The sequence below is a fragment of the Nocardiopsis sp. NPDC050513 genome (assembly GCF_044457925.1).
Taxonomy (GTDB): domain Bacteria; phylum Actinomycetota; class Actinomycetes; order Streptosporangiales; family Streptosporangiaceae; genus Nocardiopsis.
In genome coordinates, this window is record NZ_JBITHK010000002.1 from 373,310 (window position 1) to 398,205 (window position 24,896).

17 protein-coding genes and 1 tRNA gene are annotated in these 24,896 nt (G+C 72.8%); 10 read left to right on the forward strand and 8 right to left on the reverse strand.

Features of this window, described 5'->3' with window-relative positions; genetic code table 11:
• Positions 1-10 precede the first annotated feature (10 nt).
• The gene (locus tag ACIBFB_RS04290; protein ID WP_397226433.1) at positions 11-907 is read right to left on the reverse strand and encodes a DMT family transporter; all 897 of its coding nucleotides are present in this window, start codon (positions 905-907) and stop codon (positions 11-13) included.
• 432 nt (positions 908-1,339) lie between these two features.
• On the opposite strand from ACIBFB_RS04290, the gene ACIBFB_RS04295 reads away from it, so the two are divergent.
• On the forward strand, positions 1,340-2,935 hold the full coding sequence (locus tag ACIBFB_RS04295; protein WP_397226042.1) for a beta-N-acetylhexosaminidase: 1,596 nt from the start codon (positions 1,340-1,342) through the stop codon (positions 2,933-2,935).
• A 10-nt stretch (positions 2,936-2,945) separates the two neighbouring features.
• On the opposite strand, the gene ACIBFB_RS04300 is transcribed toward ACIBFB_RS04295, so the two are convergent.
• Entirely contained in the window at positions 2,946-4,190 is a 1,245-nt protein-coding gene (locus ACIBFB_RS04300) for an alanine racemase (RefSeq protein ID WP_397226044.1), read from the reverse strand.
• A gap of 131 nt (positions 4,191-4,321) precedes the next feature.
• On the reverse strand, positions 4,322-5,290 hold the full coding sequence (locus tag ACIBFB_RS04305) for a glycerophosphodiester phosphodiesterase (RefSeq protein ID WP_397226046.1): 969 nt from the start codon (positions 5,288-5,290) through the stop codon (positions 4,322-4,324).
• A gap of 258 nt (positions 5,291-5,548) precedes the next feature.
• Between ACIBFB_RS04305 and ACIBFB_RS04310 the strand changes: the two genes are divergently transcribed.
• Positions 5,549-7,051 (forward strand): hypothetical protein, encoded by a 1,503-nt coding sequence (locus ACIBFB_RS04310; protein WP_397226048.1) that lies wholly within the window; start codon positions 5,549-5,551, stop codon positions 7,049-7,051.
• A 439-nt stretch (positions 7,052-7,490) separates the two neighbouring features.
• Positions 7,491-9,290 (forward strand): gamma-glutamyltransferase family protein, encoded by a 1,800-nt coding sequence (locus ACIBFB_RS04315; RefSeq protein WP_397226050.1) that lies wholly within the window; start codon positions 7,491-7,493, stop codon positions 9,288-9,290.
• Positions 9,291-9,745: 455 nt separating this feature from the next.
• Here ACIBFB_RS04315 and ACIBFB_RS04320 read toward each other — a convergent pair whose 3' ends face one another.
• The 5 genes from ACIBFB_RS04320 to ACIBFB_RS04340 form a co-directional block, all read right to left on the reverse strand.
• Positions 9,746-10,912: a C40 family peptidase gene (locus ACIBFB_RS04320; RefSeq protein WP_397226052.1), complete on the reverse strand. Its 1,167-nt coding sequence runs from the start codon at positions 10,910-10,912 to the stop codon at positions 9,746-9,748.
• A 164-nt stretch (positions 10,913-11,076) separates the two neighbouring features.
• Positions 11,077-12,747 carry a bifunctional 3'-5' exonuclease/DNA polymerase gene (locus ACIBFB_RS04325; protein WP_397226054.1) on the reverse strand — a complete coding sequence of 557 codons (1,671 nt, stop codon included), beginning with the start codon at positions 12,745-12,747 and terminating at the stop codon, positions 11,077-11,079.
• Between the two features lie 48 nt (positions 12,748-12,795).
• A complete protein-coding gene (locus tag ACIBFB_RS04330) occupies positions 12,796-13,716 on the reverse strand; it encodes a 2-hydroxyacid dehydrogenase (protein WP_397226056.1) in 921 nt (306 codons plus the stop codon).
• Positions 13,717-13,838: 122 nt separating this feature from the next.
• Positions 13,839-14,657, reverse strand: a complete 819-nt coding sequence (locus ACIBFB_RS04335; RefSeq protein ID WP_397226058.1) for a TrmH family RNA methyltransferase — start codon at positions 14,655-14,657, stop codon at positions 13,839-13,841.
• 146 nt (positions 14,658-14,803) lie between these two features.
• Entirely contained in the window at positions 14,804-15,334 is a 531-nt protein-coding gene (locus ACIBFB_RS04340; RefSeq protein ID WP_397226060.1) for a hypothetical protein, read from the reverse strand.
• 422 nt (positions 15,335-15,756) lie between these two features.
• Here ACIBFB_RS04340 and ACIBFB_RS04345 point away from each other — a divergent pair, with 422 nt between their 5' ends.
• The 7 genes from ACIBFB_RS04345 to ACIBFB_RS04375 all read left to right on the forward strand — a co-directional run bounded on the left by ACIBFB_RS04345 (position 15,757) and on the right by ACIBFB_RS04375 (position 24,893).
• On the forward strand, positions 15,757-17,493 hold the full coding sequence (locus tag ACIBFB_RS04345; RefSeq protein WP_397226062.1) for a substrate-binding domain-containing protein: 1,737 nt from the start codon (positions 15,757-15,759) through the stop codon (positions 17,491-17,493).
• A gap of 336 nt (positions 17,494-17,829) precedes the next feature.
• Positions 17,830-19,587 carry a substrate-binding domain-containing protein gene (locus ACIBFB_RS04350; RefSeq protein ID WP_397226064.1) on the forward strand — a complete coding sequence of 586 codons (1,758 nt, stop codon included), beginning with the start codon at positions 17,830-17,832 and terminating at the stop codon, positions 19,585-19,587.
• 225 nt (positions 19,588-19,812) lie between these two features.
• Positions 19,813-20,448: a hypothetical protein gene (locus tag ACIBFB_RS04355; protein ID WP_397226066.1), complete on the forward strand. Its 636-nt coding sequence runs from the start codon at positions 19,813-19,815 to the stop codon at positions 20,446-20,448.
• Between the two features lie 54 nt (positions 20,449-20,502).
• Positions 20,503-22,368, forward strand: coding sequence for a hypothetical protein (locus tag ACIBFB_RS04360; protein ID WP_397226068.1), 1,866 nt, complete (start codon positions 20,503-20,505; stop codon positions 22,366-22,368).
• Positions 22,369-22,452: 84 nt separating this feature from the next.
• The gene (orn, locus tag ACIBFB_RS04365) at positions 22,453-23,103 is read left to right on the forward strand and encodes an oligoribonuclease (protein WP_397226070.1); all 651 of its coding nucleotides are present in this window, start codon (positions 22,453-22,455) and stop codon (positions 23,101-23,103) included.
• Positions 23,104-23,170: 67 nt separating this feature from the next.
• A tRNA-His gene (locus tag ACIBFB_RS04370) sits at positions 23,171-23,246 on the forward strand.
• A 291-nt stretch (positions 23,247-23,537) separates the two neighbouring features.
• A complete protein-coding gene (locus ACIBFB_RS04375; RefSeq protein WP_397226072.1) occupies positions 23,538-24,893 on the forward strand; it encodes a tyrosine-type recombinase/integrase in 1,356 nt (451 codons plus the stop codon).
• Positions 24,894-24,896: the final 3 nt, after the last annotated feature.

Sequence of the window (24,896 nt, forward strand, 5' to 3'; positions counted from 1 at the left end):
GGGTTCTCCTTCAACGGGTACGGGTACGGGCGCCGGACCGCACCGGCCCCCCGGCCTCCAGGGCCTCGGGGTTGCGGTGGCGGGTCCGGGCCAGGGCGATGGTTCCGGCGATCGCCAGGGCGGCGAAGCCCGCGGCCGCCGCCTGGGCGGCGGTGGTCTCGGGGACCCCCTCCCCCAGCAGGAGGGCGCCGATCCCCACGCCGACGACGGGGTCGGTGATGAGCAGCGTCGCGTAGGCCGCCGCGAAGTGGCCGGTCCGATAGGCGTTCTGCATGAGCAGGGCGCCGAAGACCGCCGTGAGCACGGCGAGCGGGGTCAGCCAGCCGAACAGGTCGGTCCAGTCGCCGACGGTGTTGGCGGCGATCACACGGGCCAGACCGGACGTGGTGCCCATGGCCGCTCCGCCCGCCAGGGCCAGGAGCAGGGCGCGCGCACCGCTGGGCGTCCAGTGCGCGGTGAGGTACACGGCCAGGCCGAGCCCGAGGGCGGCGCCCGCCAGCGTCAGCGCCGTCCCCACCCGCATGACGGGCGTCTCGGCGCCGTGCGGGAACAGCCACAGGAGTCCGACCAGGCCCGCCATGACGGCCACCCCGGCGGTGACCTGCCAGGCACTGACCCTCTGGTGGTTGAACAGGGTCGACAGGACGATCGCGAAGAGGAGGCCGGTGACGCCGATCGGCTGGATGATCGTGAGCGGGGCCCCGCTGAGCGCCACGAGGTGCAGGCACGCCCCAAGGACCGCCGCGCCGCTGCCGATCAGCCACCGGGGCTGGCGCAGCAGGTGCAGCAGGAACCCGGCTCTGGCGACTTTCTTCCCCGGCGCCCTGACGGCGTCGCGCTCCTGGAGCGCCGAGCCGAGTGCCAGGGTGAAGGCCCCCGCCACGGCGATGAGGACGGACCACAGCATCAGCACCACCGCCGGGTGGCTGACGCCGACGTTCCGCGCCGTGACCGCATCGCCGCATCCCCTGACACTCGGTCCCGTCCCTTCGCCGGCTCCGGATGTGGCTCTCACGCTACGGACGGGCGACCGGGGTTGGCGATAACGACAGCCCCCGTCCGGCGGTGGTGCCCGCCCTACCCCCGGGTCAGGGGTCCCGGTTGGCCTCCCGCGCCCGCCATCGGCGTTCCGAGCCTGGTCGGAGCACCTGTTCCTACGTGTGCCGCACGGCGGGGAGCCCTAAGGGATCGGACCGGTCAAGACTGCGTATCGGGTGTCCAGGACACGGCCGCGGACCGGGCGCGTCGCGTCGTCGCCCCGTCGGACCGGGATGCGGTCCCGGGCCCGCTCATGGCAGGATGTCCGGTATTGGTCTAGACCGGATAGGAGCACCTGCCCGTGCCTGACACTTCCTCCCCCCGTCTCGACGACCGGCCGCTCGTCCCCCGTCCCGACCAGGCGGTTCCGGGTGACTCCGGCGGTTTCACGCTCACCACGGCCACCAGGGTCTCCGCAGACCCCGAGGCCAGGGGAACACTCGCGTGGCTCCAGCGTGAACTCGGCGCGTCCACTGGACTCCCGCTGCACGCCGGTGACGAGGACGACGCGCGGATCCGGCTCAGCGTGGACCGGACGGCGGGGCTCGGCCCGGAGGGCTACCGGTTGATCGTGGACGAGGAGGGCGCGATCGTCGTCGGCCACGACCCGGCCGGGGTGTTCTACGGCGCCCAGACGCTGCGCCAGCTGCTGCCCGCCGACGCCTACCGAGGCGCGCCGCTGGACGGGGTCGCGTGGACCCTGCCCGCGGTGCGCGTCACCGACGGGCCGCGGTTCCGTTGGCGCGGCGTGATGCTGGACGTGGCGCGGCACTTCGCGCCCAAGCGCGAGGTCCTGCGGTTCGTCGACCTGCTGGCCATGCACAAGCTCAACGTCCTCCACCTGCACCTGACCGACGACCAGGGGTGGCGGATCCAGATCCGGCGGTACCCGAGGCTGACCGAGGCCGGTTCCTGGCGCGCCGAGAGCCAGGTCGGGGCGGGCCGCCCGGCGGTGTTCGACGGGCGTCCCCACGGCGGGTTCTACACCCAGGACGACATCCGCGAGATCGTCGCCTACGCGGCGGCCCGCCACATCACGGTGGTTCCGGAGATCGACGTCCCCGGACACTCCCAGGCCGCCATCCACGCCTACCCCGAGCTGGGCGAGAGCGGGGCGATCCCGGTCGGGACCCAGTGGGGGGTCTTCGACGAGGTCCTGGGCGTCACCGACAACGTGCTGGAGTTCTACAAGAACGTGTTCGACGAGCTGCTGGAGCTCTTCCCGAGCACGTACGTGCACGTGGGCGGCGACGAGTGCCCCAAGACGCAGTGGAAGGGGAGCGCGTCCGCCCAGCGCCGGATCCGCGAGGAGGGGCTGGGCGGCGAGGACGGGCTCCAGAGCTGGTTCGTCCGGCAGCTCGACGCACACCTCACCGGGCGGGGACGCAGGCTGGTCGGGTGGGACGAGATCCTGGAAGGGGGGCTCGCCCCGGGCGCGACGGTGATGTCCTGGCGCGGCCAGGAGGGCGGCGTGGCCGCGGCGCGCGCCGGACACGACGTGGTCATGGCCCCGACCGCCACGTCCTACCTCGACTACAAGCAGTCCGACTCCCCCGACGAACCGGTTCCGGTGGGCACGCTGCTGCGCACCGAGGACGTCTACACGGCCGAGCCCGTGCCGGGAGGGCTCACCGACGACGAGGCGCGCCACGTGCTGGGGGCCCAGGTCAACGTGTGGACCGAGCACATCGACACGCCCCGCGCGCTGGACTACATGGTGTTCCCGCGCGCGACCGCCTTCGCCGAGCAGGTGTGGTCCTCCGGGGAGCGCGACTACGCCGAGTTCGAGCCCCGCCTGCGTCGGCACCTGGAGCGGCTGGACGCGGCCGGGGTGGAGTACCGGCCGCTGGAGGGGCCGCGTCCGTGGCAGACGCGGCCCGGTGTCCGGGGCTGGTGAGGCGCGCCGGTCAGAAGTAGGTGGCGACCACGTCGACGACCGTGTCCCGGTCGTCCACGACGGGAATCACCTGCCAGCGGTCGAAGGCCGTGCACGGGTGGGAGATCCCGAAGGAGACCAGGTCGCCGGGTCGCACGTCCAGTTCCGGCGGGACCCGCAGGTACGCGTGGTGGTCGTTGAGGCCGGTGATCTCCACTCCCGTGGCCCGCACGGCCGTGCCGTCGGCGCGCCGCAGCGTACGGGGGATCGGGAAGCCCTGGTCGTGGTTGGCCTCGCGGCGGCCCAGGGCGGCGACGGCCCGCCCCCGCTCCGGCGCGGAGACGACCTGCGCCCACAGCTCCAGGGCGCCCTCCAGGGCGTCGGGACCCTCGGGGAGGCGGCGGTAGGGGGTGGTGCGCCGGTACAGGCCGTCGTCGTGCGCGACGTAGGCGCCGCTGCGCAGGATCGGCAGGACGTCGTCGCGGCCGCCGATCTCCTCGGCGACCAGATCGAACCACGCGCTGCCGCCCACGGTCAGCACCGGCCGCTCCAGGCCGTGCTCGGCGGCGAGGGCCGCCGCGTCGCCGCTCAGGTCGCGCAGGAACGCGCGCACGGCGTCGGCGTCGTCCCCCAGGGGCCCCTCGTAGCCCGCCGCACCCGCCAGCTCCAGGCCCGGGGCGGCGACGACGGCGCGGGCCACGGAGAGCAGGTCCTCGCGGGTCCGGCAGCCGGTGCGTCCGCCCGGAACGCCCCGTTCGACCAGCACGCGCAGGGGCCGGCCGCCCGGTCGGTCGGCGAGGGCCCCGGCCGCGGCCGTCACGCCCTCCGCGGAGTCGGCGTAGAAGAGGAAGTCGAAACCGGGGTCGCGGTCGAGTTCGTCGGCGACCCAGCGCAGCACCCGCCGGTCGAGGAGTTCGTTGGCGAGGATGATCCGGCGGACCCCGAAACGGCGGTAGTCCAGGACCTGGTTGGCGGTGGCGGCGGTGACCCCCCAGGCTCCCGCGTCCAGCTGGCGCTGGATCAGCGCCGGCGCCATGGAGGTCTTCCCGTGCGGGGCCAGTGGGAGGCCGTGCCGTTCGGAGAACGCGGCGAGCGCGGCGATGTTGCGGTCCAGCGCCGAGGAGCGCAGGACCATGAGCGGCCAGGTGAACGGTCCGGTGAAGAGGTCGAACCGCCGGTCGGCGAACTCCTCCAGGGTGACGGGGTCGCCCGTCCACCACAGTCCCTTGGTCCGCCAGTCGATGTGTTCACGGGGAATGTCGAGCCGGTCGGTCACGGTCGGTCCACGCCTCCTGCGCGCCTGGGCCCCGCCCCGGTACGCGGCCAGCGGGCCGCGTCCGGGGCGGGGCCGGGTGTGCGGTCGGTCCGATCCTCCCACCGGTGTCCACGCGGGCGGACGGCCGGGTGTCAGCCTCCGGTGACGAGCGGGAACCCGGGCGGTGCGATCGTGACGCGCTCGCGGCGCTGGTACTCGTCGACGGCCTCGCGGCCGACCTCCGGGTAGTCGGTGATGAACCCGTCGACGCCCAGCTCCAGCACGGCGTCCATGACGGCGCGGTCGTTGATCGTGTACGGCATGATCTCCAATCCGGCGTCGTGGACGCGCTCCACGTAGTCGGCGTCGACGCGCCGGTGGTTGGGGTTGATCATGTGGGCCCAGTCGTATTCGGCGATCCGGTCCTCGGGGACCACGCCGAGCAGGCCGTGCGGCACCGAGGGCAGCAGGTCCTTGGACTCGCGGACGGACTCCCAGTCGAAGCTCTGGACGACCAGGCGGCGGGGCCGCCAGGGCGGGGTGCGCCGGAACCAGTGGCCGCGGCGGTCCTCCAGTTCGTCGGCGACCGCCCGCTCCAGTCCGGGGTAGAGCGCGGGCTCCTTGAGCTCGAGCAGGAGGTTGAGGCCGTGCTCCTCCATGCGGTCGAGCACCTCGCCAAGGGTGGGCACGGGCTCCCCTGCGAACTCGGCGTCGTACCAGGATCCGGCGTCGAGCCGACGGATCTCCTCCATGGTGAAGTCCGCGACCCGGTAGGGCGCGCGGTCGGGGAAGACGTCCTCGACGTCGGTGGTCCGCTCCAGGGTGGTGTCGTGCAGGACCACGGGTTCGCCGTCCGCGGTCAGCTGGACGTCGACCTCGACGGTCACGGCTCCCAGTTCGTGGGCGCGGTCGATGGCGGCGAGGGTGTTCTCCGGTGCGTGCCCCGACGCGCCGCGGTGGGCGACGGCGATCAGCGGGCGCTCGAAGACGGGGTGTTGGACGGCGACGGGTTCGGCGGTGCGGAGCCCCGTGGCGTCGGGGGCGGGCGCCCCGACCGAGACTCCGGCGCCGGCGGTGACGAGAAGTGAAGCGGCTCCGACGACGATTCCGATGCGGCGCACCGGACCTCCCAAGTTCGCGTGGACTGGCCGATTGCCCCCTCAGGGTGAGTGCGACTGGTGACCGCTCGGTGACCGTGCGCGGAGCGTCGGGTAATGGGCGTCCCATCATCTGGTGCAAGGCAGGTCACACCGTTCCCGCGCTTTCACCCAAAGAAGCGCATGAATTACGTCATGTGCCGGTTTTGGCTGGAGAGCCCCCTGTGAATCACATAGAGTCCTGGAACCATCACTAGTAGTAGTCGATGGGAAGGGACGACGATGCGCAAGCACCACACGAGGTGGGTCGCGCTCCTGGGCGCCGCCACGCTCTCGACCACCGGGCTGACAGGCCTCGCGGGGCCGGCGGTGGCGGCGGACGACAAGGACCCGCGGGTGATGAGCTGGCCGATGGTCGAGCAGGCGATCTCCTCGTACAAGCTCGACGGGTTCGAGATCGGATACCTGCCACCCGGGCTGGACAGATACGGGATCAACGCCTCCTCGCTGTTGGACCGGCGGGGCAACAGCCAGTCGCAGATCTCCTGGGTGCAGGGACCCGACCAGCTCTACGGGCGGGTGACGGTCCTGCGCTCGGAGCAGGTCCAGAAGCTGGAGGACCTGCGGGAACTGCGTTACTCCCACCTGCCCGAGCGGGGTCTGGAGCGCGTGGGCGAGGCGGGTGACGTCGAGCGCGAGGCCTACGTCTCCGAGGCGACGGGCGACATGTTCTGGATGGTGGAGCCGGGGGTGGCGGTCGCCACCCACCTGCGGCCCGAGCGCTGGGACGGCGACGAGCTCCGGCGGATGGCCGAGTCGGTGGTCGAGTTGACCGACGCGGACGTCGAGGAGGGGCAGGAGGAGGACGCCGAGAGCGAGGCCCAGGACGGGGCCGAGGAGACCGGAGACGCCGCGGAGGCTGCCGAGACCGGAGAGGACGAGGCCGCCGAGGAAGGCGAGTCGACCGGAGCGGACGCTCCGGGGGACACGGACACCGCGGCGGAGGAGAGCGGTGAGACCGAAGAGTCCGAGGAGGCCGCCGAGCAGGACGCCGGGACGGCCGAGGGCGAGGCGGGCGAGGCCGCGGAGGAGTCCGCCGCGGGCGACGAGGAAGCCGAACAGGCTCAGGAGAGCGACGCGTTCGACGGGGTCGAGGTGACGGAGGCGTCGATCGGGGGCGCGCCCGAGGAGGCGGCCGGGGAGTCCGAGGGCACGGCTGAGTCCGCCGGGGAACCCGCTGAGGAGGACGCCGGGCAGGACACCGGGACGGACCAGGGCGACGCGGCCGAGGAGGCGGACACCGGATCCGGACTTCCCGAGGGTGTCAGCGCGCGGCGCGTCAAGCAGTGCCTGATCGAGGAGTTCGTGGTCTTCGAGTACATCGGCACCGACCGGGAGGGGACCGGCCGCGCGCCGGGCGAGGGCGTCGAGCGGCCGCTGACCCGCGAGCAGCTGACCGACCAGGAGCAGGACCAGCTGCTCGCCAGCGTCTGGTACCACGGCACCGAGGACGAGAAGGACGCGGCGACCGACCACTGCGCCGACAGCCTCGACGTGGAGCGCACCGACGTGGAGTCCGTGCTCGGCCAGATCTCGGACCTGATCGCCCAGCTGGTGCGGGAGGCCGAACAGAGCGCCACCGAGGGCATGGACCAGGTGACCGTCGCCAGCGAGACGCTCGCGCCCGGCCTGGGCGGGGCGGGCGGCCTCGAACCCATGGACGACGCCGAGTGGGAGGAGCTGTGGAACTCCCTGCCGTGGGCCTTCGAGATCACGGCCCCGTGACGCGCGCGATGTGACGGGGTGTGCGGGGTCCGTGGGGCGTCCAGGGGTACCCGTGAGGTGTCAGGGGTACGCGTGGGGCGTCCGGGGGCTTGGCCGCGGGACGCGTGCCCGTGGAACGTGACGCGGGGGTGGCTGTCCGAGTTCCGTGCCCGGTCGAACGGGGTGGGAGGCGTTCGGCCGGCAGCACGAAGCGGCCGGGGAGCAGGGGCCCCCGAACCAATGGTGGCCCGGGGTGGGGTGTAACGCCAGCCCCGGGCCACCGGCCTGTGGACAACCGGGCGCCGCACGTTTCGGCCTGTGGACGGCGCTCCGCGGGGCCCTCCCGTGGGATACGGTCGCATCGACGGTCAGACCCGGTGACCACGGCCACACCGGTGCGGCACGCGCCCCTCCGGGCGCGGTCGCGTCGGATCACCGTCCCCGACCTCCGAGGAGAGCCATGCCCGGTTTCACCACGCGCCCCCAGCTCCGCGGCGACTTCGGGATGGTCGCCTCCACGCACTGGCTCGCCAGTGCCACCGGCATGTCGGTACTCGAACGCGGCGGCAACGCCTTCGACGCCGCGGTCGCCGCGGGCTTCACCCTCCAGGTCGTCGAGCCCCACCTGAACGGCCCCGGCGGCGAGGTCCCGATGATCTTCCAGTCCGCCGGAGCCGCCCCGCGCGTGCTGTGCGGACAGGGCGTCGCGCCCGCCGCCGCCACCGTCGGCGCGTTCGCGGACATGGACCGCATCCCGGGCAACGGCGTGCTGGCCGCCACCGTTCCCGGCTCCTTCGACGCCTGGATGCTGCTCCTGCGCGACCACGGCACCATGACCGTGCGCGACGTCCTGGACCACGCCATCGGCCTCGCCGAACGCGGCTACCCCCTCCTGGAGCGCATCGGCGAGACCGTCGCCGCCCTCGCCCCGGTCTTCTCCCGGCACTGGCCCGGATCCGCCGAGGTCTACCTGCCCCGCGGCTCCGCGCCCAGACCCGGATCCCGCCTGCGCAATCCCGCCCTGGCCGCCACCTACCGCCGTGTCGTCACCGAGGCCGAGCACGCAGGGACCGACCGGGAGGCCCAGATCGAGGCGGCCCGGCGCGCCTGGTCGCAGGGGTTCGTCGCCGAGGCCGTGGGCGACTTCCTCTCGGCGCCCGTGCCCGACGGCTCCGGAGTACCACGGCAGGCCCTGCTGACCGCCCAGGACCTGGCCGACTGGAGCGCCTCCTACGAGGATCCGGTGAGCGTCGCGCACGGCGCGCACACCGTGCACAAGACCGGCCCCTGGGGACAGGGACCGGTCCTGCTCCAGCAGTTGCGGATCGCCGAGGCGCTGGGCACGGGCCACGACGTGCGCGACGGCGTCAGCGCCGAGTTCGTGCACCGCGTCACCGAGGGCGCCAAGCTCGCCTTCGCCGACCGTGAGGCCTGGTACGGCGACCCCGACCACGTCGACGTCCCCCTCAAGGAGCTCCTGGGCGCCGACCACACCGCGCGGCTGGCGGGCCTCGTCGACGACGCCCGCGCGAACCCCGCGCCGCGCCCCGGACCGGTCGCGGGACGCACCCCCTTCGAGCCGCCCGTGTACACACCCGACGGGGTCCCCGCCGACCGCACCACCGGCGAACCCACGGTCGGCCCCACCGGGGCCGCCCCCGCCGACCTGCGCGGCGACACCTGCCACGTGGACGTGGTCGACGCGCACGGCAACATGGTCTCGGCCACGCCCAGCGGCGGCTGGCTCTCCAGCTCCCCGGTCATCCCCGCCCTGGGCTTCCCGCTCGGCACCCGGGCGCAGATGTTCTGGCTCGACCCCGCCTCGCCCAACGCGCTCGCGCCCCGCAAACGCCCGCGCACCACCCTGTCCCCCACGCTCGTGACCAGGCAGGACGGGCAGGCGGTCCTGGCGATCGGCACACCCGGCGGCGACCAGCAGGACCAGTGGACGTTCACCGCCCTGCTGAGGATCCTCCACGGGGTCGACGACCTCCAGGAAGCCCTGGACACCCCGATGTTCCACACCAGTGCCTTCGCGAGTTCCTTCCACCCGCGCGAGACCGTCCCGGGCCACCTGATCGTCGAGCGGGGCGTGGGCGAGGACGTCATCGCCGAGCTGGTCCGCCGGGGACACCGGGTCGAGGTCGCCCGTCCCTGGACGCTCGGCCGTCTGGCCGCCGTGGCGCGCGACCCGGACTCGGGCGAGCTGCGGGCCGCCGCCGACGCCCGCGCGTCCCAGGGGTACGCTGCCGGGCGCTGAACATCACGGGACCGGGCCCGGAGGGCGGCGACCACCGACCCTGTCGACCACCGACGCGAGCGAGCGCAGGAGGAGGAGTCGAACACGCGGGGAACGGCGCCGAACGCCCGTGCGGTCCCCGAACGACGCGTCGTCAGCACGTGTCCGAAGCGTGATCCCGGCTGGTCGGATCCCCTTGCCAAATCGCCCTGGCACTGCTTATGTAGACCCTGTGCGACGGGACCCCCGGTGTCGACCGGTCGTGTGTCCCGGCAGAACTCAATACCACCGAAAACAGGGTGCGCGCGCTGTCTCCCCCTCCCTCAGCGACGGCCCTGTCCCCCCTCCTGAACCGAGGCCTGCCTTCCCCTCCCGGCTGGGTTCTTCGGGCAAGGAGAGACGAGCGGGCCGTGGTGCCACCAGTGCGGTGGCGCCACGGCCCGCTCTCGTGCCGCCGGAGGCAGAGCCGCGCGGCGTCAGGTCCGCACGCGCACCACGCCCGCGAAGTTCGCCGTCCGCACCTCGGTCACGCGCACGTCCAGACCGGTCCTCGGCGCCTCCAGCATCCTGCCGTCGCCCAGGTAGATGGCCACGTGCGAGATGTAGTCGGGCGCGGTCGGGTCCGAGCGCCAGAAGAGCAGGTCGCCGCGCTCGGCGTCCTCGAAGTCGACGCGCTCCCCGGCGTTCCACTGGTCGTGCGTGACGCGCGGGATGTCCACTCCCGCCTCGCGGAAGGCCCACTGCAGCAGTCCCGAACAGTCGAAGCCGCCCTCGGGGGTCTCTCCGCCCCACACGTAGGGCACGCCGATCTGGCTCTCCGCGTTCGCGATGACCTGCTCGATGACCGAGGAGGGAACTGCCTCGCCGGGCTCGGCGGGCGCGTCGGCGTCGGCGACCAGTTGGAGGGAGACGTCCTCGCCCAGGGTGTCCGACAGGGCGTCGTACAGCGCCCACAGGTCGGCGTCGGGAGCGGACACGAGCAGCGCGTTGCCCTCGGGCATCCCCAGTTCGGCGGCGCGGTCGCGGGAGATGAGGGCGTCGATCCCGGCGATGCCGGAGGTGGCGTGCGTCCACACCTCCAGGTCCACCTGGCCCCGGCCGCCCGCGACGCCGACCTCGCTGCCCAACTCGAGGTCGCGTTCGGTGCCGACCGCGTTCGACAGTGCGATGCGGCCCTCGGCGACGCCCTGCCAGATCTCGTCCGACTCCGCCGACGGGGCGGGGGCGTGGTTGCGGAAGGTCGAGGGGTCGACGCCGAGCACGGAGGTGGGTTCTCCGTCGATCCCGACGCGCGCGGCGTCCACGGTCACGACGTGCTCGACGCCCTCGATGTCGCGGACCGCCCTGACCACCTCGCGGGGCAGGCTCTCGGGAGCGACGGCGAAGTACTCGACGCTGCGCGCCTCCCGGAAGGGGGCGACACGGGCGTCACGCCGCAGCGCGTCGGCGTCGGCGACGTTGGGCGCGGGGGTGCCGTCGCTCGGGTCGACGCCGCTGGGGCCCTGGTCGCCGGCGAGCCGGTCGGTGACGGGCGGCCGGTCCTCCACGATCGGCTCCGCCCACGCGGGGGCCGCGCCGAGGGCGGTGAAGGCGACCGCGAACGCGGCCGTGGTTCCCGCACATGATCTGAAACGGCTCCGCACGGGGGGATCTCACCCTTTCTGAGTACCGCCGGGAGGGGCTGGGGCACCCCTGAAGCGGCGGGCCGACGATACGTCCGCGTCCAAGAATGGGCGTAGCCGGGCGAGTTTGCAAGAAGTCCACGCCGTCCGGTAGCGGACGCGCGACGCCGCGTGTCCCCTTTCCGTCAGTGTCGTGCGTAGTCGTCCGTGACGACCGTGTCCAGGGGGAATCGGACCGGAGTGTCCCCGAACAGGGTGGTCCGGGTGCGGGTCTCCGCCTCGGAGACGGCGTGGAGGGCCTCCTCCGCCATGGGACCGGGGACGTGGAGGACGACCTCGTCGTGCACGAAGAAGACGATTCCCGCGCCCTCCGGCAGCGACGGCAGGCGTTGCCGCAACGCCGCCAGCAGGACGAGCGCCCACTCCGCGGCCGTGGCCTGCACGACGAAGTTGCGGGTGAATCGGCCGTGGGCGCGACGGCGGCGGTCGCCGCCGGGAGCGGACACGGTGGTCGACCAGGACGGCGGCGCGGGCGAGGTGCGCCCCAACCACGAACGCACGGTCCCGCCGTCCTCTCCGGTCCGGGCCGCCCGGTCCACGTACTCCAGGGCCCGGGGGTACAGGCGGCGCATGGTGCTCAGCAGGGGCGCGGCGTCACCGGAGGTCTGTCCGTACATGGCCGCGAGCATGCCGATCTTGGCGCGCTCGCGGTCACCGCCGACGTGGACGGCCAACCGGGCGTACAGGTCGTCCTCCGCCGCCGCGGCCGCCAGGGCGTCGTCCCCGGACACGGCCGCCAGGACGCGGGGTTCGAGCTGGCCGGCGTCGGCGCGCACGAGCACCCACCCCGGGTCGGCCCGCACCGCCCCGCGCACGGCCTTGGGTATCTGGAGGGCGCCGCCGCCGCGGGTGGCCCACCGGCCGGAGACGACCCCGCCGACCACGTAGTCGGGGTGGAAGCGGCCGAGCCGTTCGCCGTGCGGCCCCGGGCGCTCGCGTACCCAGGTGTCCAACCAGGCCCACCCGTTGGCGGAGTGCAGGCGGGACAGCTCCTTGTAGCGCAGGAGCAGGGGGACCACGGGGTGGTCGACGCGTTCCAGCACCCAGGACCGGGTCGACTCGACGGGGTGGCCGACCCACGCCATCGCCCTGAGCACCTGGGTGGGTGAGTCCGGGTTGACGTCGCGGCCGACGATGTCGCTGATGCGCGCGGCCAACTCGGCGAGGACGCGGGGCCGCTGCCCGGCCGGGGGCCGGGGCCCGAGCAGGTCGGTGAGGATCTGGTCGTGGACGTCGGTCCGCCAGGGCAGCCCGTCGTGGCTCATCTCCGCGGCGGCCAGGCCGCCCGCCGACTCCACCGCGGTCAGCAGCCGCATCCGGGACGGATCAGGCAGTCCGGCGGTGCGGCGCAGCTGGTCCCCGTGGACCTCGACCAGCGCGGCCAGGCGGTCGGTGCCCGGGGGCAGGGTGGAGCGGTCGGCGTCGAACAGGGCGGGCTGGGCGGTCGCGCCCTCTCCCAGCGGGCGCACCGGGTCGTCGGGGACGGGGCGGCCGTGCAGCCGGGCCCAGGCGGCGCCCAGGGAGTGCGCCTCCCCGTGGCGCCCGCGGTATCCGAGCAGCAGCGCCTCGGTCAGTGCGACGTCGTGGCAGCGTGCCACGCGCACCCCGGCGCCGACCAGGTCGGGGTAGACGTCCTCGCTCGCGGACCACACCCAGCGCGGCGGTTCGGGGAGGGCGTGCTCGGCGCGGCGGACGGCGTCGGCGAGGTCGGTGACACGGCGGACCGAACCGGGGGTGTCCCCCAGTTCCTGGAGCCAGCCGCCGCCCTCGCCGTCGGCGACCAACGCTATCCGCATGCTTCCAGTGTGACCCGTGATACCGACAATCCACCCAGGTCGGGAGGATCAGCGCGCCGGGCGGACGACGTTCGCGAGCGGCTCGCCCTTGGCCCACCGGGCCAGCTGCTGGTCCAGGAAGGCACGCGCGCGGGGATGGAAGGCCGACGACCCGCCCGCCACGTGCGGTGTGAAGAAGACACCCGGCGCGTCCCACATCGGGTGGTCGGCCGGGAGCGGCTCCGGGTCGGTGACGTCCAGGGCGGCCCGCACACGGCCGTTCTGCGCCAGCAGGGCCTCCGTGTCGAGGACCGGGCCGCGCCCCACGTTGACCACGAGCGCGTCGTCCCGCAGGAGGGCGAACTCCCGCGCACCGAACAGGCCGCGCGTACGCTCGGTGAGCGGTGTGACGAGGACGACGATGTCCGCACCGGGCAGCAGGGCGTGCAGGTCGTCGACGCCGTGCACGTCCTCGTCGGGCCGGGCGCGGCTGGCCACCCGCACGACCTCTGTCTCGAAGGGGAGCAGGCGGCTCTCCACCGCCTTGCCGATGCTGCCGTATCCGATGATCATCACCCGGGAGTCGGCCAGCGAGCGCTGCGGAACCGGCTCCCAGCGGCGGTCCCTCTGGTCGAGCGCCCACCGGGGCAGGTCGCGCTGGGCCGCCAGGATCAGGGCGAGGGCGTGTTCGGCGGTACTGGCGTCGTGCAGTCCCCGTCCGTTGCACAGCGTCACGTGGTCCGGAACGAAGGGCAGGACGTGCTCGTACCCCGAGGACAGGAGTTGGACGACCTCCAGGTCGGGCATCCGCGCGATGATGTCCAGACGCGCGTCGGCGCTCTGGGTGGAGGGCGTGTACGGCACCTGGTAGAAGGCCACCTCCTCCAGGCCGGACTCGGGCGCCGCTCCTCCCGTGTACAGGTCCACTCCGCGTGGATCGGGGGCGTTGGTCCGGTTCTGCTCCCACTGCACGAGTGCTCGGCCGCCCATGTGGCTGTTCCCTCCGCTCAGCTCGGGCGCGCCCCCGAGGCGGCGCGGTCGCGCACCCGGGAACACGCCGTGAGGTCCGTGTCAGGCGCCACCCTAGCCTGGCCCGCGCGGCGCCGATCGGGTCACCTCGGGGCCCGCACCAGTTCGTAGCAGGCGATGGCGGCCGCGGCGGTGACGTTGAGCGAGTCCACGTCCCGGTCGGCCATCGGAATGTGCACACGCGCCGTGGCCCGCTCGAGCCAGCGCGACGAGAGCCCGTCCCCCTCGGTCCCCAGGAGCAACCCGACCCGGTCCGAGGGCCCCAGGGCGGACATCGCGTCGCGCAGCGGCAGCGAACCCTCTCCGGGGGTGAGGGCCATGAGGTGGAAACCGGCCTCCCGAAGCGTGTCCAGACCTCCGTGCCAGTCGTCCAACCGCGTGTACGGGAGGGTGAAGACCGCGCCCATCGACACCTTGACGGACCGCCGGTAGAGGGGGTCGGCGCAGCGCGGGGCGAGGACCGCGGCGTCGACACCGAGACCGGCGGCGCTGCGGAAGATGGCGCCGACGTTGGTGTGGTCCACCAGGTCCTCCAGCACGACGACGGTGCGCGCCTTCGCGAGGACGTCGTCGAGGCCGGGCAGCGGACGGCGGTGGAAGGCGGCGAGCGCGCCCCTGTGCAGGTCGAACCCGACGAGTCGGCGGGCGGTGTCCTCACCGACCACGTAGAGCGGGGCGGTGCCGCCGGCCACCACGTCGTCCAGCGCCTCGGCCCGCCGCTCGGTGAGCAGGAAGCTGCGGGGCTCGAACCCGGCGGAGACCGCGCGGCGGATCACCTTCTCGCCCTCGGCCATGAACAGCCCGTACTCGGCCTCCAGGTGGCGGCGGAGGTTGACGTCGCGCAGGCTGGTGTAGTCGGCCAGACGGGGATCGGCGGGGTCGGTGACCCTGATGACGCTCATGGGTCCCATGATCCCAGCTCCTCGCGCCCGGGTGGTCGGCCCCGGTCCGGCGGACGCGGGCCGCCGGGCTTCGACGGTGTCCGCGGGCGGCGCGGGAGGCGGCCGGCAGGGGCCCGGAACGACGTCCGGGGACCGGTGGGGGCGCCTCAGCCGATCCGCTCGGTGAGAGGACGCAGCCGCTGCCAGCGCGCCTCCTCGCAGGAGCCGGTCCGCGACAGCGTCGTCTCGACCTCCTGGCCCTCCCAGGTGCCCGCGATCGTGGCGTGCTGCGGGCCGTACACCTGGTCGGTGCACACCGTTCCCTCGCGCACCTCGGTGAACAGTCCTTCGGAGACGTCGTCCAGCCCCGCCGCGACCTGGGCCAGCGCGGAGCAGGCCTCGGGGTCCCCCTCCGGGTCCCCGGTGCAGTCGAGGGTCCGCACCCACGCGCGGTCGCGGTCGCTGACCTGGATGCGCAGCTGCCCGACCGGGCCGGTCTCGACCGTCTCCTCGGCGTCGTCCGCGATCGGACCGACCAGGTCCGGGGTCATGGCCGCCGTCGCCTGCACGTCCTCCGCGGGCAGCAGCGCCGGACCCGCGAGCAGGGCGTAGGCCACCGCGCCCGCGCAGCAGGCGCCGGCGAGCAGGGCGGTGCCGAGCGTGCCTCGGTTCCGATGGTCTCGGTGCTTCTGGGACATGCCATAACCCTCGGGGGTCGGTGGTCACACGGACATCCGCGGCACGGGTTCGACGAGGCGGCCGCCGCGGGGGTACGGGAGAGGCCCCAGCCTATCCGTGGGAGCGGAGTACTTCTGCGGAGAGCACGGTAACAAAGGGATCACCGTCGGCCGACCCGGCGCCTCGCGCCGGCGGTCGTCCCGCGGTCGACGGCCGACCTCTTTCGCACCCCCATTACCAACGAGTAAGGTCCTGATGAAGACAGGTTCGTCACAGGTTGACCGGTCGTTCGTGACTCATCCTGTGAGACGCCGCCCTCCCCGACATGGTTCGCACCCCTCACGGTGCCCCGCCGGCACGGCGCCGTTCCGAACCCCGACCCGCCGGGCCCGCCGACGGCCCCGTCGGAGAGCCGCGCCCCGACACTCCCCGGAGAAGCCCGTTGCCCAGTGGACGTCACCGATTCCCCGCGCCGACCGAGTCCGCCGCCCGCGGGGCGGTCTGGTCTCCGCTGGGGTTCACCGTCATCGCCGTCGCGCTCATCGCCGTCGCCGCGATCGCGGTCCCGGTCGGTCTGAACGCGCTCGGCTGCGGCGACGTCCGGTACCTGCGCGTGTCCGCGACCCAGAGCATCGCGCCCGTCCTGCGCGAGGCGGCCACCGAGTTCAACGACCGGGAGCCCAGCTACGGCGGCGACTGCGTGTACGCGCAGGTCGACGAGATCGCGCCGCACCGCATCATGTCCGCCCTGGCCGGAGGCCAGCGCGGTGACTCCACCATCGCCCCGCACGTGTGGGTGCCCGAGTCCTCGGTGTGGGTCGAGCTCGCGCGGGTCTCGGCGGGCGGCACGCACACCATCGGGACCGACCCGCCCTCGCTCGCCAGTTCGCCGGTGGTGCTGGCCGCCCCCGTGGGGACCGAGGGGCTGCCGGAGCCCGGGGAGGCCAGTTGGGAGCTCGTCCTTCCCGGCGAGCGCGAACCGGACCGCCCCCTGGTCATGGTCGACCCCAACCGGGGCGCCGACGGCATGGCCGTCATGCACGCGGTCCGCCGCATCCTGGGCACCGGCGACGACGCCGACACCGCGATGACCGACTTCGTCCGCGACGTCCAGCTCGACAGCGCGTTCGGCGAGATCGACCTGGGGACGTTCTTCACCGGCTCGCCCGCCGCGGACCAGCGCGTGGACCCGGTGATCGTGGTGCCCGAACAGGCGGTCGCGTCCTACAACGACGAACGCTCCTCCTCGGCCCCGGAGTTGGCGGCCCTCTACCCGGACGAGGGCACGGTCAGCCTCGACTACCCCTACGTCACCGCCACCGACGACCCCGCGCTCCGGTCCGCCGCCGCCGACCTGTACGCGGTGCTGGGCGGGGAGGGACACCGCGCACGCCTGTTGGACCTGGGCTTCCGCGATCCCGGGGGCAACGCCCCGCCCGCCCTGACCGCGCAGCCCTGGGACGTCCCGCGCGAGCCGACGACGCACGACGACCTGACCGGGGACGCACTGCTCGCCTCCGTCACGGACTGGAACCGGCTGTCGATGCCCAGCCGCTCCCTGGTTCTGGCCGACACCTCCGCGAACATGGCCGCTGACCTCAACGGCGGGCCCAGTCGGATGGAGGTCGCCCAGCAGGCGGCCCTGCTGGGGCTGTCCCTGTTTCCCGACGAGACCGACATGGGCCTGTGGCTGATGTCGGACGAGTACGGCGGCCAGGGCCGCGACGAGGCCGCCGAGATGCGCCGGCTGGGCGACTCGGACGGGGAGGGCGACACCACCCGGCGCCAGGAGCTCGTCGAGGTCGCCGAGGGGATCTCGGTGCGCGGCGGCGAGTCCCGGCTGTACGACAACATCCTGGACGCCTACGACCTGGTGCGGGACAACTACCACGAGGACAAGATCAACAGCGTCATCCTGCTCACCGCCGGACGGGACGGCGGTTCGAGCGAGATCTCGCACGCGGAGCTCGTCGCCGCGTTGCAGGACCGGTTCGACCCGGAGCGCCCGGTCAGCATGTTCGTCATCGCCTTCGGGACGCAGGCTGAGGAGGCCGAACTGCGCCAGATCGCCGCCGCAACGAGCGGCTCCCTGTTCGTGACCGACGACCCCGACGAGATCGGAGACATCTTCCTGAGTTCGATCTCTCGGCGGCTGTGCGTTCCCAACTGCGACAACTGACCACTTGGCCCGTGTCCTGGTTCCGAACGGACGCGGGCCGGTTGCGATTCGGTATCGGATGGGCTTTTCGGTTCAGCCGAACCCGGGCACGCCAGCGCGTCCGATCTACCCGAATTCCCCCAGTCTGACCGGAACAGCGACCCCGATCACACCGAACACGCACCGGCGGGACCCGACCGGCCGCCCGAGTCGGCCCGCCGCCCGACCTGACCGGTTGAGTACTGTTCCGACCAGTAACACCCGGCCGGTCCGGACACTTCGGACACCGGGCGTGTGCGACCCGTACCCGTCGCCGACCCCGACCCCCGTCCGTACACCACCCCCGTGAGGAAAGCTGTGGGACGTCACCGCGGAAGATACGCAGAAGAGCCCGACCGCCGCCGGAACCGGCGGCGTCGCGGGCGCGGCGGAGCCTTCGCCGCCCTGGCCGCCGCACTGGTGATCGTGGTCGGCCTGGCCGTGGCGGGCGTGTACATGTTCGAACAGGCCGACGGCTGCCGTGGTTCGGACATCGAGCTCGACGTGGCGGTCAGCCCCGAACTCGCCCCCGCTCTGGACACCGTGGCCACGGACTTCAACGCCCAGGAGAACACCGTGGACGGGCGGTGCGTGACCGCCGAGATCCGCCAGGTCGACTCGGCCAACGTCGCGTTCGGCATCACCGGTGCGGGCGCGACCATGGGCGACACCGACTCCGACGTGTGGATCCCGGACTCCTCCGTGTGGCCGCGCCTGGTGCAGAGCCAGTCCGGCGACGCCGTCATCACCGAGACCGGCACGTCGGTCGCCCGCTCCCCGCTCGTCATCGCCGAACTCGCTGAGTACGCGGACGGCGAGGCCGAACGCAGCTGGACGGACGTCGTCCCCACTACCGCCCCCGGCGAGCAGGCCGAGCGGACCCTCCGCATCGTCGACCCGGCGCGCAGCTCCACCGGGCTGGGCACCCTCTACCTGCTCAGCGGAGCGCTGGAGGAGGCCAGCGAGGACGAGAACGCCTACAACGCGAGCATGACCGCGGCCCTCCAGGCGCTGCACCAGGGCGCCTCGCCCGACGAGGACGCGGCCTTCCTCGCCCTCAGCGGCGGCACCGAGGAGGCCCCGCCGGTGATGCTCATGTCCGAGCAGGCCGTGTGGCGCTACAACACCGCCCACCAGAACGCCAGCGCCCAGGCCAGCTACCTGGAGGGCGGGACCTACTACCTGGACTACCCCTACGTGGTGCGCAGCGAGGAGAGCGACGTCACCCGGGCAGCCGAGGTGTTCCGCAACGCCGTGCGTTCCGACGAGGCCCAGTCCGCTCTGCTCGCCCAGGGCTTCCGCGGCCCCGACGGCGAGATCGACGCCTCCGTGCTCGCCGAGGAGGTGGGCTTCCGCGCGGCGGCCCCCCAGGAGCTGCCGACGCCGCCCGAGGGGTCGGTCACCGAGCTGACGCGCACCTGGAACCAGCTGAAGATGGACTCCCGGGTGCTCACCATCGTGGACGTCTCGGGATCCATGCTCGCCGAGGTACCCGGAACCGGCATGACCCGCATGCAGGTGACCAGCGCCGCGGCCACCGAGGGACTCCAGATGTTCACGCCCACCTCCGAACTGGGGCTGTGGCAGTTCTCCACCAACGTCAACAACGACCTCCACTACGCGGAGCTGGCGCCCGTGCGGGAACTCCAGGCGACCGACGAGCAGGGCGCCGCCCAGCGCGACGTCCTGGCGACCGCGCTGGCGGGGCTGACGCCGCTGCCGCAGGGGGACACGGCGCTCTACGAGACCTACCTCGCCGCCTACCAGGAGATGTCGCGCACCTACCGGCCGGACCGCACCAACGTCATCCTCATGCTCACGGACGGGGACAACGACAACCCCGGCGGACTGGAGCTGGACGCGCTGCTCTCCCAGATCGAGGACATGTCGAGCGCGTCGCGCCCGATCCCGATCATCACCATCGCCTTCGGTCCCGACGTGCAGAACCTGGAGCCGCTCCAGCAGATCGCGGCCGCCACGGGCGGAGCCGCCTACATGACGGAGGACCCGACCGAGATCGGCGAGATCTTCCTCCAGGCGTTCTCCCTGCGCATCACGGGGGACGAGGAGGAGTAGCCGCCGCCCTGCGGGGGCGGTCGGCGTCGCACCGCCGCCCCCGCGTGGCCGCGGACCCCTCCCCCAGTCGGTACCGGGGACCGGAAGGTGACATGACCCTGTCCGCGCGAACAAGGGCTATGGACTTCTCGCCCGAGTTGGCGTACTCAGTGGAAGACCAGGCCCGACCGGGAGCCGACCGGCCGCGCGGTGCCCGGACGCATGACGACCGGATGGGGAACTGCCATGTTCGATGCGTGGATGCCCGGTGCGGAACGGATCGACGGAGGCCGCGCCCCGGGCCCCTCGGGGATCGGCGCGCCCCGCGCGGTGTGGACGGTGACCGGATCCGGCCCCGACGCGTGGTCGGCCGAGGAGGAGGCGCGGCGGCTGGTCGAGGAGAGCCGGTCGGTGCACCTGGTGTGGAACCCGCTGACGGGCGAGGTCGTCCAGTCGTTGGCCGCCACCCGCCGCAGCCGGATGCCGATGGGGCGCACGTACCGGTACGCGCTCCACGTCGACCACGGCAACGAGGGTCGCGTGTGCCTGACGGTGGCGGTGGTCGCCCGTGCCGAGGAACCCTTCACGGACGGGCCGATGCTCGGCCTGTCACCGATCCTGGAGTGGCTGGACTCCTGGGACGTGCCGCGCCGGTGGCCCGCGGGCCCTCCGGGGCACGGAGGGGCGCCAGCCGAGGAACTGGAGCGCGCGTGGTCGCGCGGCGGGCACTTCAGCCACGACCAGGTGCCCGGTTCCCCGTCCAAGGGTCCGGGGCCGCTGGACGGCGCGCGGTTGTTCTCCGCTCCCGACGATCCGGGTATGCCGACGCCGCCCGAACCGCGACTGCCCGCGCAGCGGCCGACAGCGGTCTCCCGAGGGTGAGGAACAGGACTCCAGTGGTCTCCTCCGACGCTACGACCCCTTAGTCTGTCGGCCATGGGTGGAACAATCGAGCCGGGTTGGTACGCGGATCCGCACGGCGACGCGCAGACGCTCAGATGGTGGGACGGCGAGGCGTGGTCGCGGCACACGCGCTCGCTGAGCGAACTCCAGGGCGAGACCGAGACGTCGGAGAGGGGAGAGCCCGCCACCGAGGACGAGGGGACCGTCCGACTGGGCCCGTCCGTCGTGCCCGTGCCGGTGGACGACGAGCCCAGCACGATGCGCATCGACCCCTCCTGGGTCCAGTCCGCCACCGCCCCCGAGCAGGACCGCCCCGCCACCCCTGTCGACGACGAGCCCAGCACCATGCGCATCGATCCGTCCTGGGCGCACGATGCCACCCCCGCCCCCGTGGAGGACGAGCCCAGCACCATGCGCATCGACCCCTCGTGGGTCCGGAGCGACTCCGAGGACGAACTCCCCACCGCCGACCTGGGCGGAGTGGGCGCCACGATGCGCGTGGACCCCGCCGACCTCCCCCGCCCGCCCGAGGACGGCGACGGACTCCCCACCTCGGACATCACCGACGCGATCGACGAGGCTCCGGGCACGATGCTGCTCGATCCTCAGCGGATCGAGGACACCCCGCGCACCGCCGTGTTCAACCCGGGCGAGATCGCCCAGCCCCCCGGTACGGACGCGGAGGCGCCGCGCACGGCGGTCTTCGACCCGAACGACCCGATGTTCTCCGGCGCGGTGGACGAGACCGACCCGGCCGCCGAGAGGAGGGGCGGCCGGTTCAACCGTTTCCTCGGCAGCCTGAAGGAGGGCTGGTCCGACCTCAGCGAGGAGCGCCGCGAGCAGCGCCGCAAGCAGGAGGAAGCGGAGCGCGCCCGTAGGGAGGCGGAGGCCAGGAAGCGGGCCGAGGAGGCCGCCCAGCGCCAGGCCGCGGCCCCGGCCGCCGAAGCTCCCCAACAGGAGGGCCAGGGCGCCCCGCAGCAGCCCGCCGAGCAGCCGCGCCCCGAGGAACGCTCGGGCCCCCAGGAGCCTCAGCAGAACCAGCCGTCCGGACCGCAACAACCCCACCAGAACCAGCCGTCCGGTCCCCAGCAGCCCTACAACCACCAGCCCTCGGGGCCCCAGCAGGCGTACCAGAACCAGCCCGCCGATCCCCAGCAGGCGTACCCGCCCTACCCAGGACAGCCTTCGGGTCCCCAACCGGCCTACCCTCCGGCCGCGCCCCAGCAGTATCCGGGCTACCCCCCGCCGCACGGCTACCAGCAGCAGGCCCCGAGCGCGCCGCAGCAGCCGTATCCCGGCCCCCAGCAGGGGCGGAGTGCCCCTCCGCCCTACGGCCCACCGCAGGGCGGCTACCCCCAGCCCGGCCCGTACCAGCAGGGCTACCCCCAGTACCAGCAGCCCAACGCTCCCCGCCCCGGCGCCTACAACGCCCCGCCCGGGTACCCGCCGCCCGCGCCCCCGAACACTCCGGGGCGCCCGCCGCAGGGGCCGCCCGCCCCGCCGCCGCACCAGATGAACCGTCCTCCGCAGGGGCGCCCGCCCCAGGGCTACCCCCAGCAGGCGCCGCCGCCCTACCCGCCGCCCGCGCCCGGGCAGCCTCCCATGGCCGGTCAGCCTCCCCAGGGTGCGCCCGGCGGACAGCCCGGCAACGCTCCCCGCCGCCCGCGGTGGGGACGGCGCAAGAGGTCGGGCGGAGGCGGTCAGCAGCCGCCGCAGCGACCCCACCCTCCACCTGAGGCGAAACGGAAGAAGAAGGGCGGCTGCGGGTGCGGCTGCACGACGTTCCTCCTGATCCTCGCCGCCATCGGCGTACTCGCCTACCTTCAGCTGGGGGGCGTGTACGACTGGATGTACCAGGTCTTCGCCGTCGGCGTCCCAGGCCAGTACGTCTGGTTCTGAACGACACCAGGGGCGGTCGGACGACCCAGGTCCGGGCGCTCTCCGCCACCCCCGGCACTCCCGACACGGCCTAAGCTGGCCGGTATGAACGACTGTCTGGTGTGGATCGACTGCGAGATGACGGGGCTCGACCTCGAGAACGACGCGCTGATCGAGGTGGCGTGCCTGGTCACGGATGGCGAGTTGAACATCCTCGACGAGGGTGTGGACATCGTCGTCAAACCCCCGCAGGCCGCACTGGACCAGATGGGCGACTTCGTCCGGGACATGCACACCACCTCGGGCCTCCTGGCGGAACTGGACAAGGGCGTGTCCCTGAAGGAGGCCGAGGACCGGGTCCTCGAGCACATCCGCCGCTACGTGACGGAGCCGCGCAAGGCCCCGCTCTGCGGCAATTCGATCGCCACCGACCGCACGTTCCTGGCCCGCGACATGAAGCGCATCGACGACTTCCTGCACTACCGGATGGTCGACGTGTCCTCCATCAAGGAGCTGCTGCGGCGCTGGTACCCGCGCGTGTACTACGCGAGCCCGGAGAAGAACGGCGGCCACAGGGCCCTCGCCGACATCACCGAGAGCATCCGTGAACTGCGCTACTACCGCGCGGCCGCGTTCGTGCCCGAGCCGGGTCCGAGCTCCGAGACGGCACGCGCCATCGCGGCCGACGTGGCGGCCGGCGGCACTGGTGTTTCCGCTCGCGAGGCCGCGGCGGAACGGCGCAACGCCGATAACTGATCGAAGCAGTGCTCGGAGTCCGCTAAGATTCTGGATGTACGCAGGGCCGCGAGGCCGGGCGGACATGGTGGGTGTAGCTCAGCCGGTAGAGCACTTGGTTGTGGTCCAAGAAGTCGCGGGTTCAAGTCCCGTCACTCACCCCAGAGCTGATAAGGCCCTGACCAGCGCAAACGCGCGAAGGTCAGGGCCTTTCGCGTTGCCGGGGGTGCACCAGCGGGTGCATGGGGGTAAAGATTCGTCTGGTGAGTGTGCACCACCCACCCCGTCACTCACACCGGTGTGGGGGTGCACGGGGGTGCACCGGTCGGGGGTGACAGACCGACATCCTGCGCGAATGCGGACGAAAGACCCGTAGTGGCGTCCGGGTCGAAGGTTCTCGAAGATCTTTCGCCGATTCCCTTCGCTTCGGCCCGCACCCAAGCGATGGTCCACGCATGGCAACCATCAACCAGCGCACACTGGCCGACGGGCGCACCCGGTACTGGGTGAAATGGCGCCTGGGCGGCACCCGTGGCGGGGCACCCCAGTCCGAACCGTTCGACGTCCACGCCGACGCCCACACCTTCCGCCTGCATGTCGAAGCAGCCGACCATCAGTGGCCGGAGAACTGGATCCCCCGCCAGGGGTGGGCACAGGGGTGGGTTCCCGGCCACGGCTGGGTCACGGTCGACGAAGACGACGGGCCCGAGGCGGAGCCGGTGCTGTTCGCCGACTTCGCCCGCGAACTGATCGACTCGATGACCGGCATCGAGGAACGCACCCGCGCCGACTACCACCGCGACCTCACCAACCACCTGCTCCCCGCCTTCGGGCAAGTGAACCTGCGCGACACGTCCCAGCTCAAGCCGAAAGACGTGCGGGCCTGGGTCAACCAGCTGCGCACCGGCACCCCTGACCCCACAGCCCCGTACCGGACCGACACACCCAGCCGAGGCCGCAAGAAGGAACCGGGATGGCTGCGCAAGCCCCTGTCTCCCAAGTCCATCCACAACCTCCATGCGCTGCTGTTCACCATCTGCGAGGCCGCCGTCCGAGAAGACCCACCCATCCGGCCCTCCAACCCGGCCTCACGCACCCGCCTACCCCGCGTCGACGACGGCGAGGGCGACTGGGAGATGTGCTTCCTCACCCGCGAGGAACTCACCCTGTTGCGGGACTCCATGGCCGAGGACGTCCGCGACATGGTGGAGGTGTTCGCACGCTCCGGGATGCGCTACAGCGAACTCACCGCCCTCCAGGTCCGCGACATCACCCTCACCCGAGCCGTCGGGGCCGACGGCACCACGACCGTACGCGGGTACCTGGACGTACGCCGAGCCTGGAAGCGCCGACCCGACAACACCTTCAAACTCGGCGCGCCCAAGACCCGCAGCTCACGCAGGCGCATCCCGCTCTCCCCCGGCACCATCGACCTCATCCGCCCCCGCCTGGAAGGCAAGGGCCCAGAAGAGTTCGTGTTCACCACCAAGCAGGGGTCCTGGTGGCGGCACTCCTCGTTCTACGGGCGCAGGTGGGTGCCCGGGGTCAAGGAAGCCCAGAAACGGGGGTTGGGGAAGAAGCCGCGCATCCACGACCTGCGCCACACCCACGTGGCGTGGCTGATCGACAAGGACGTGCACGTGTTCAAGATCCAACGCCGCCTGGGGCACACCTCGATCACCACGACGATGGACCGGTACGGGCACCTGGTCACCGACATCGACGACACCATGATCGAGGCCATCGACGGCCCGCCCACCGGGCCGTGGACCGACCCCGACGGTGAACGACGCCTCCGACTCATCTCCTGACCC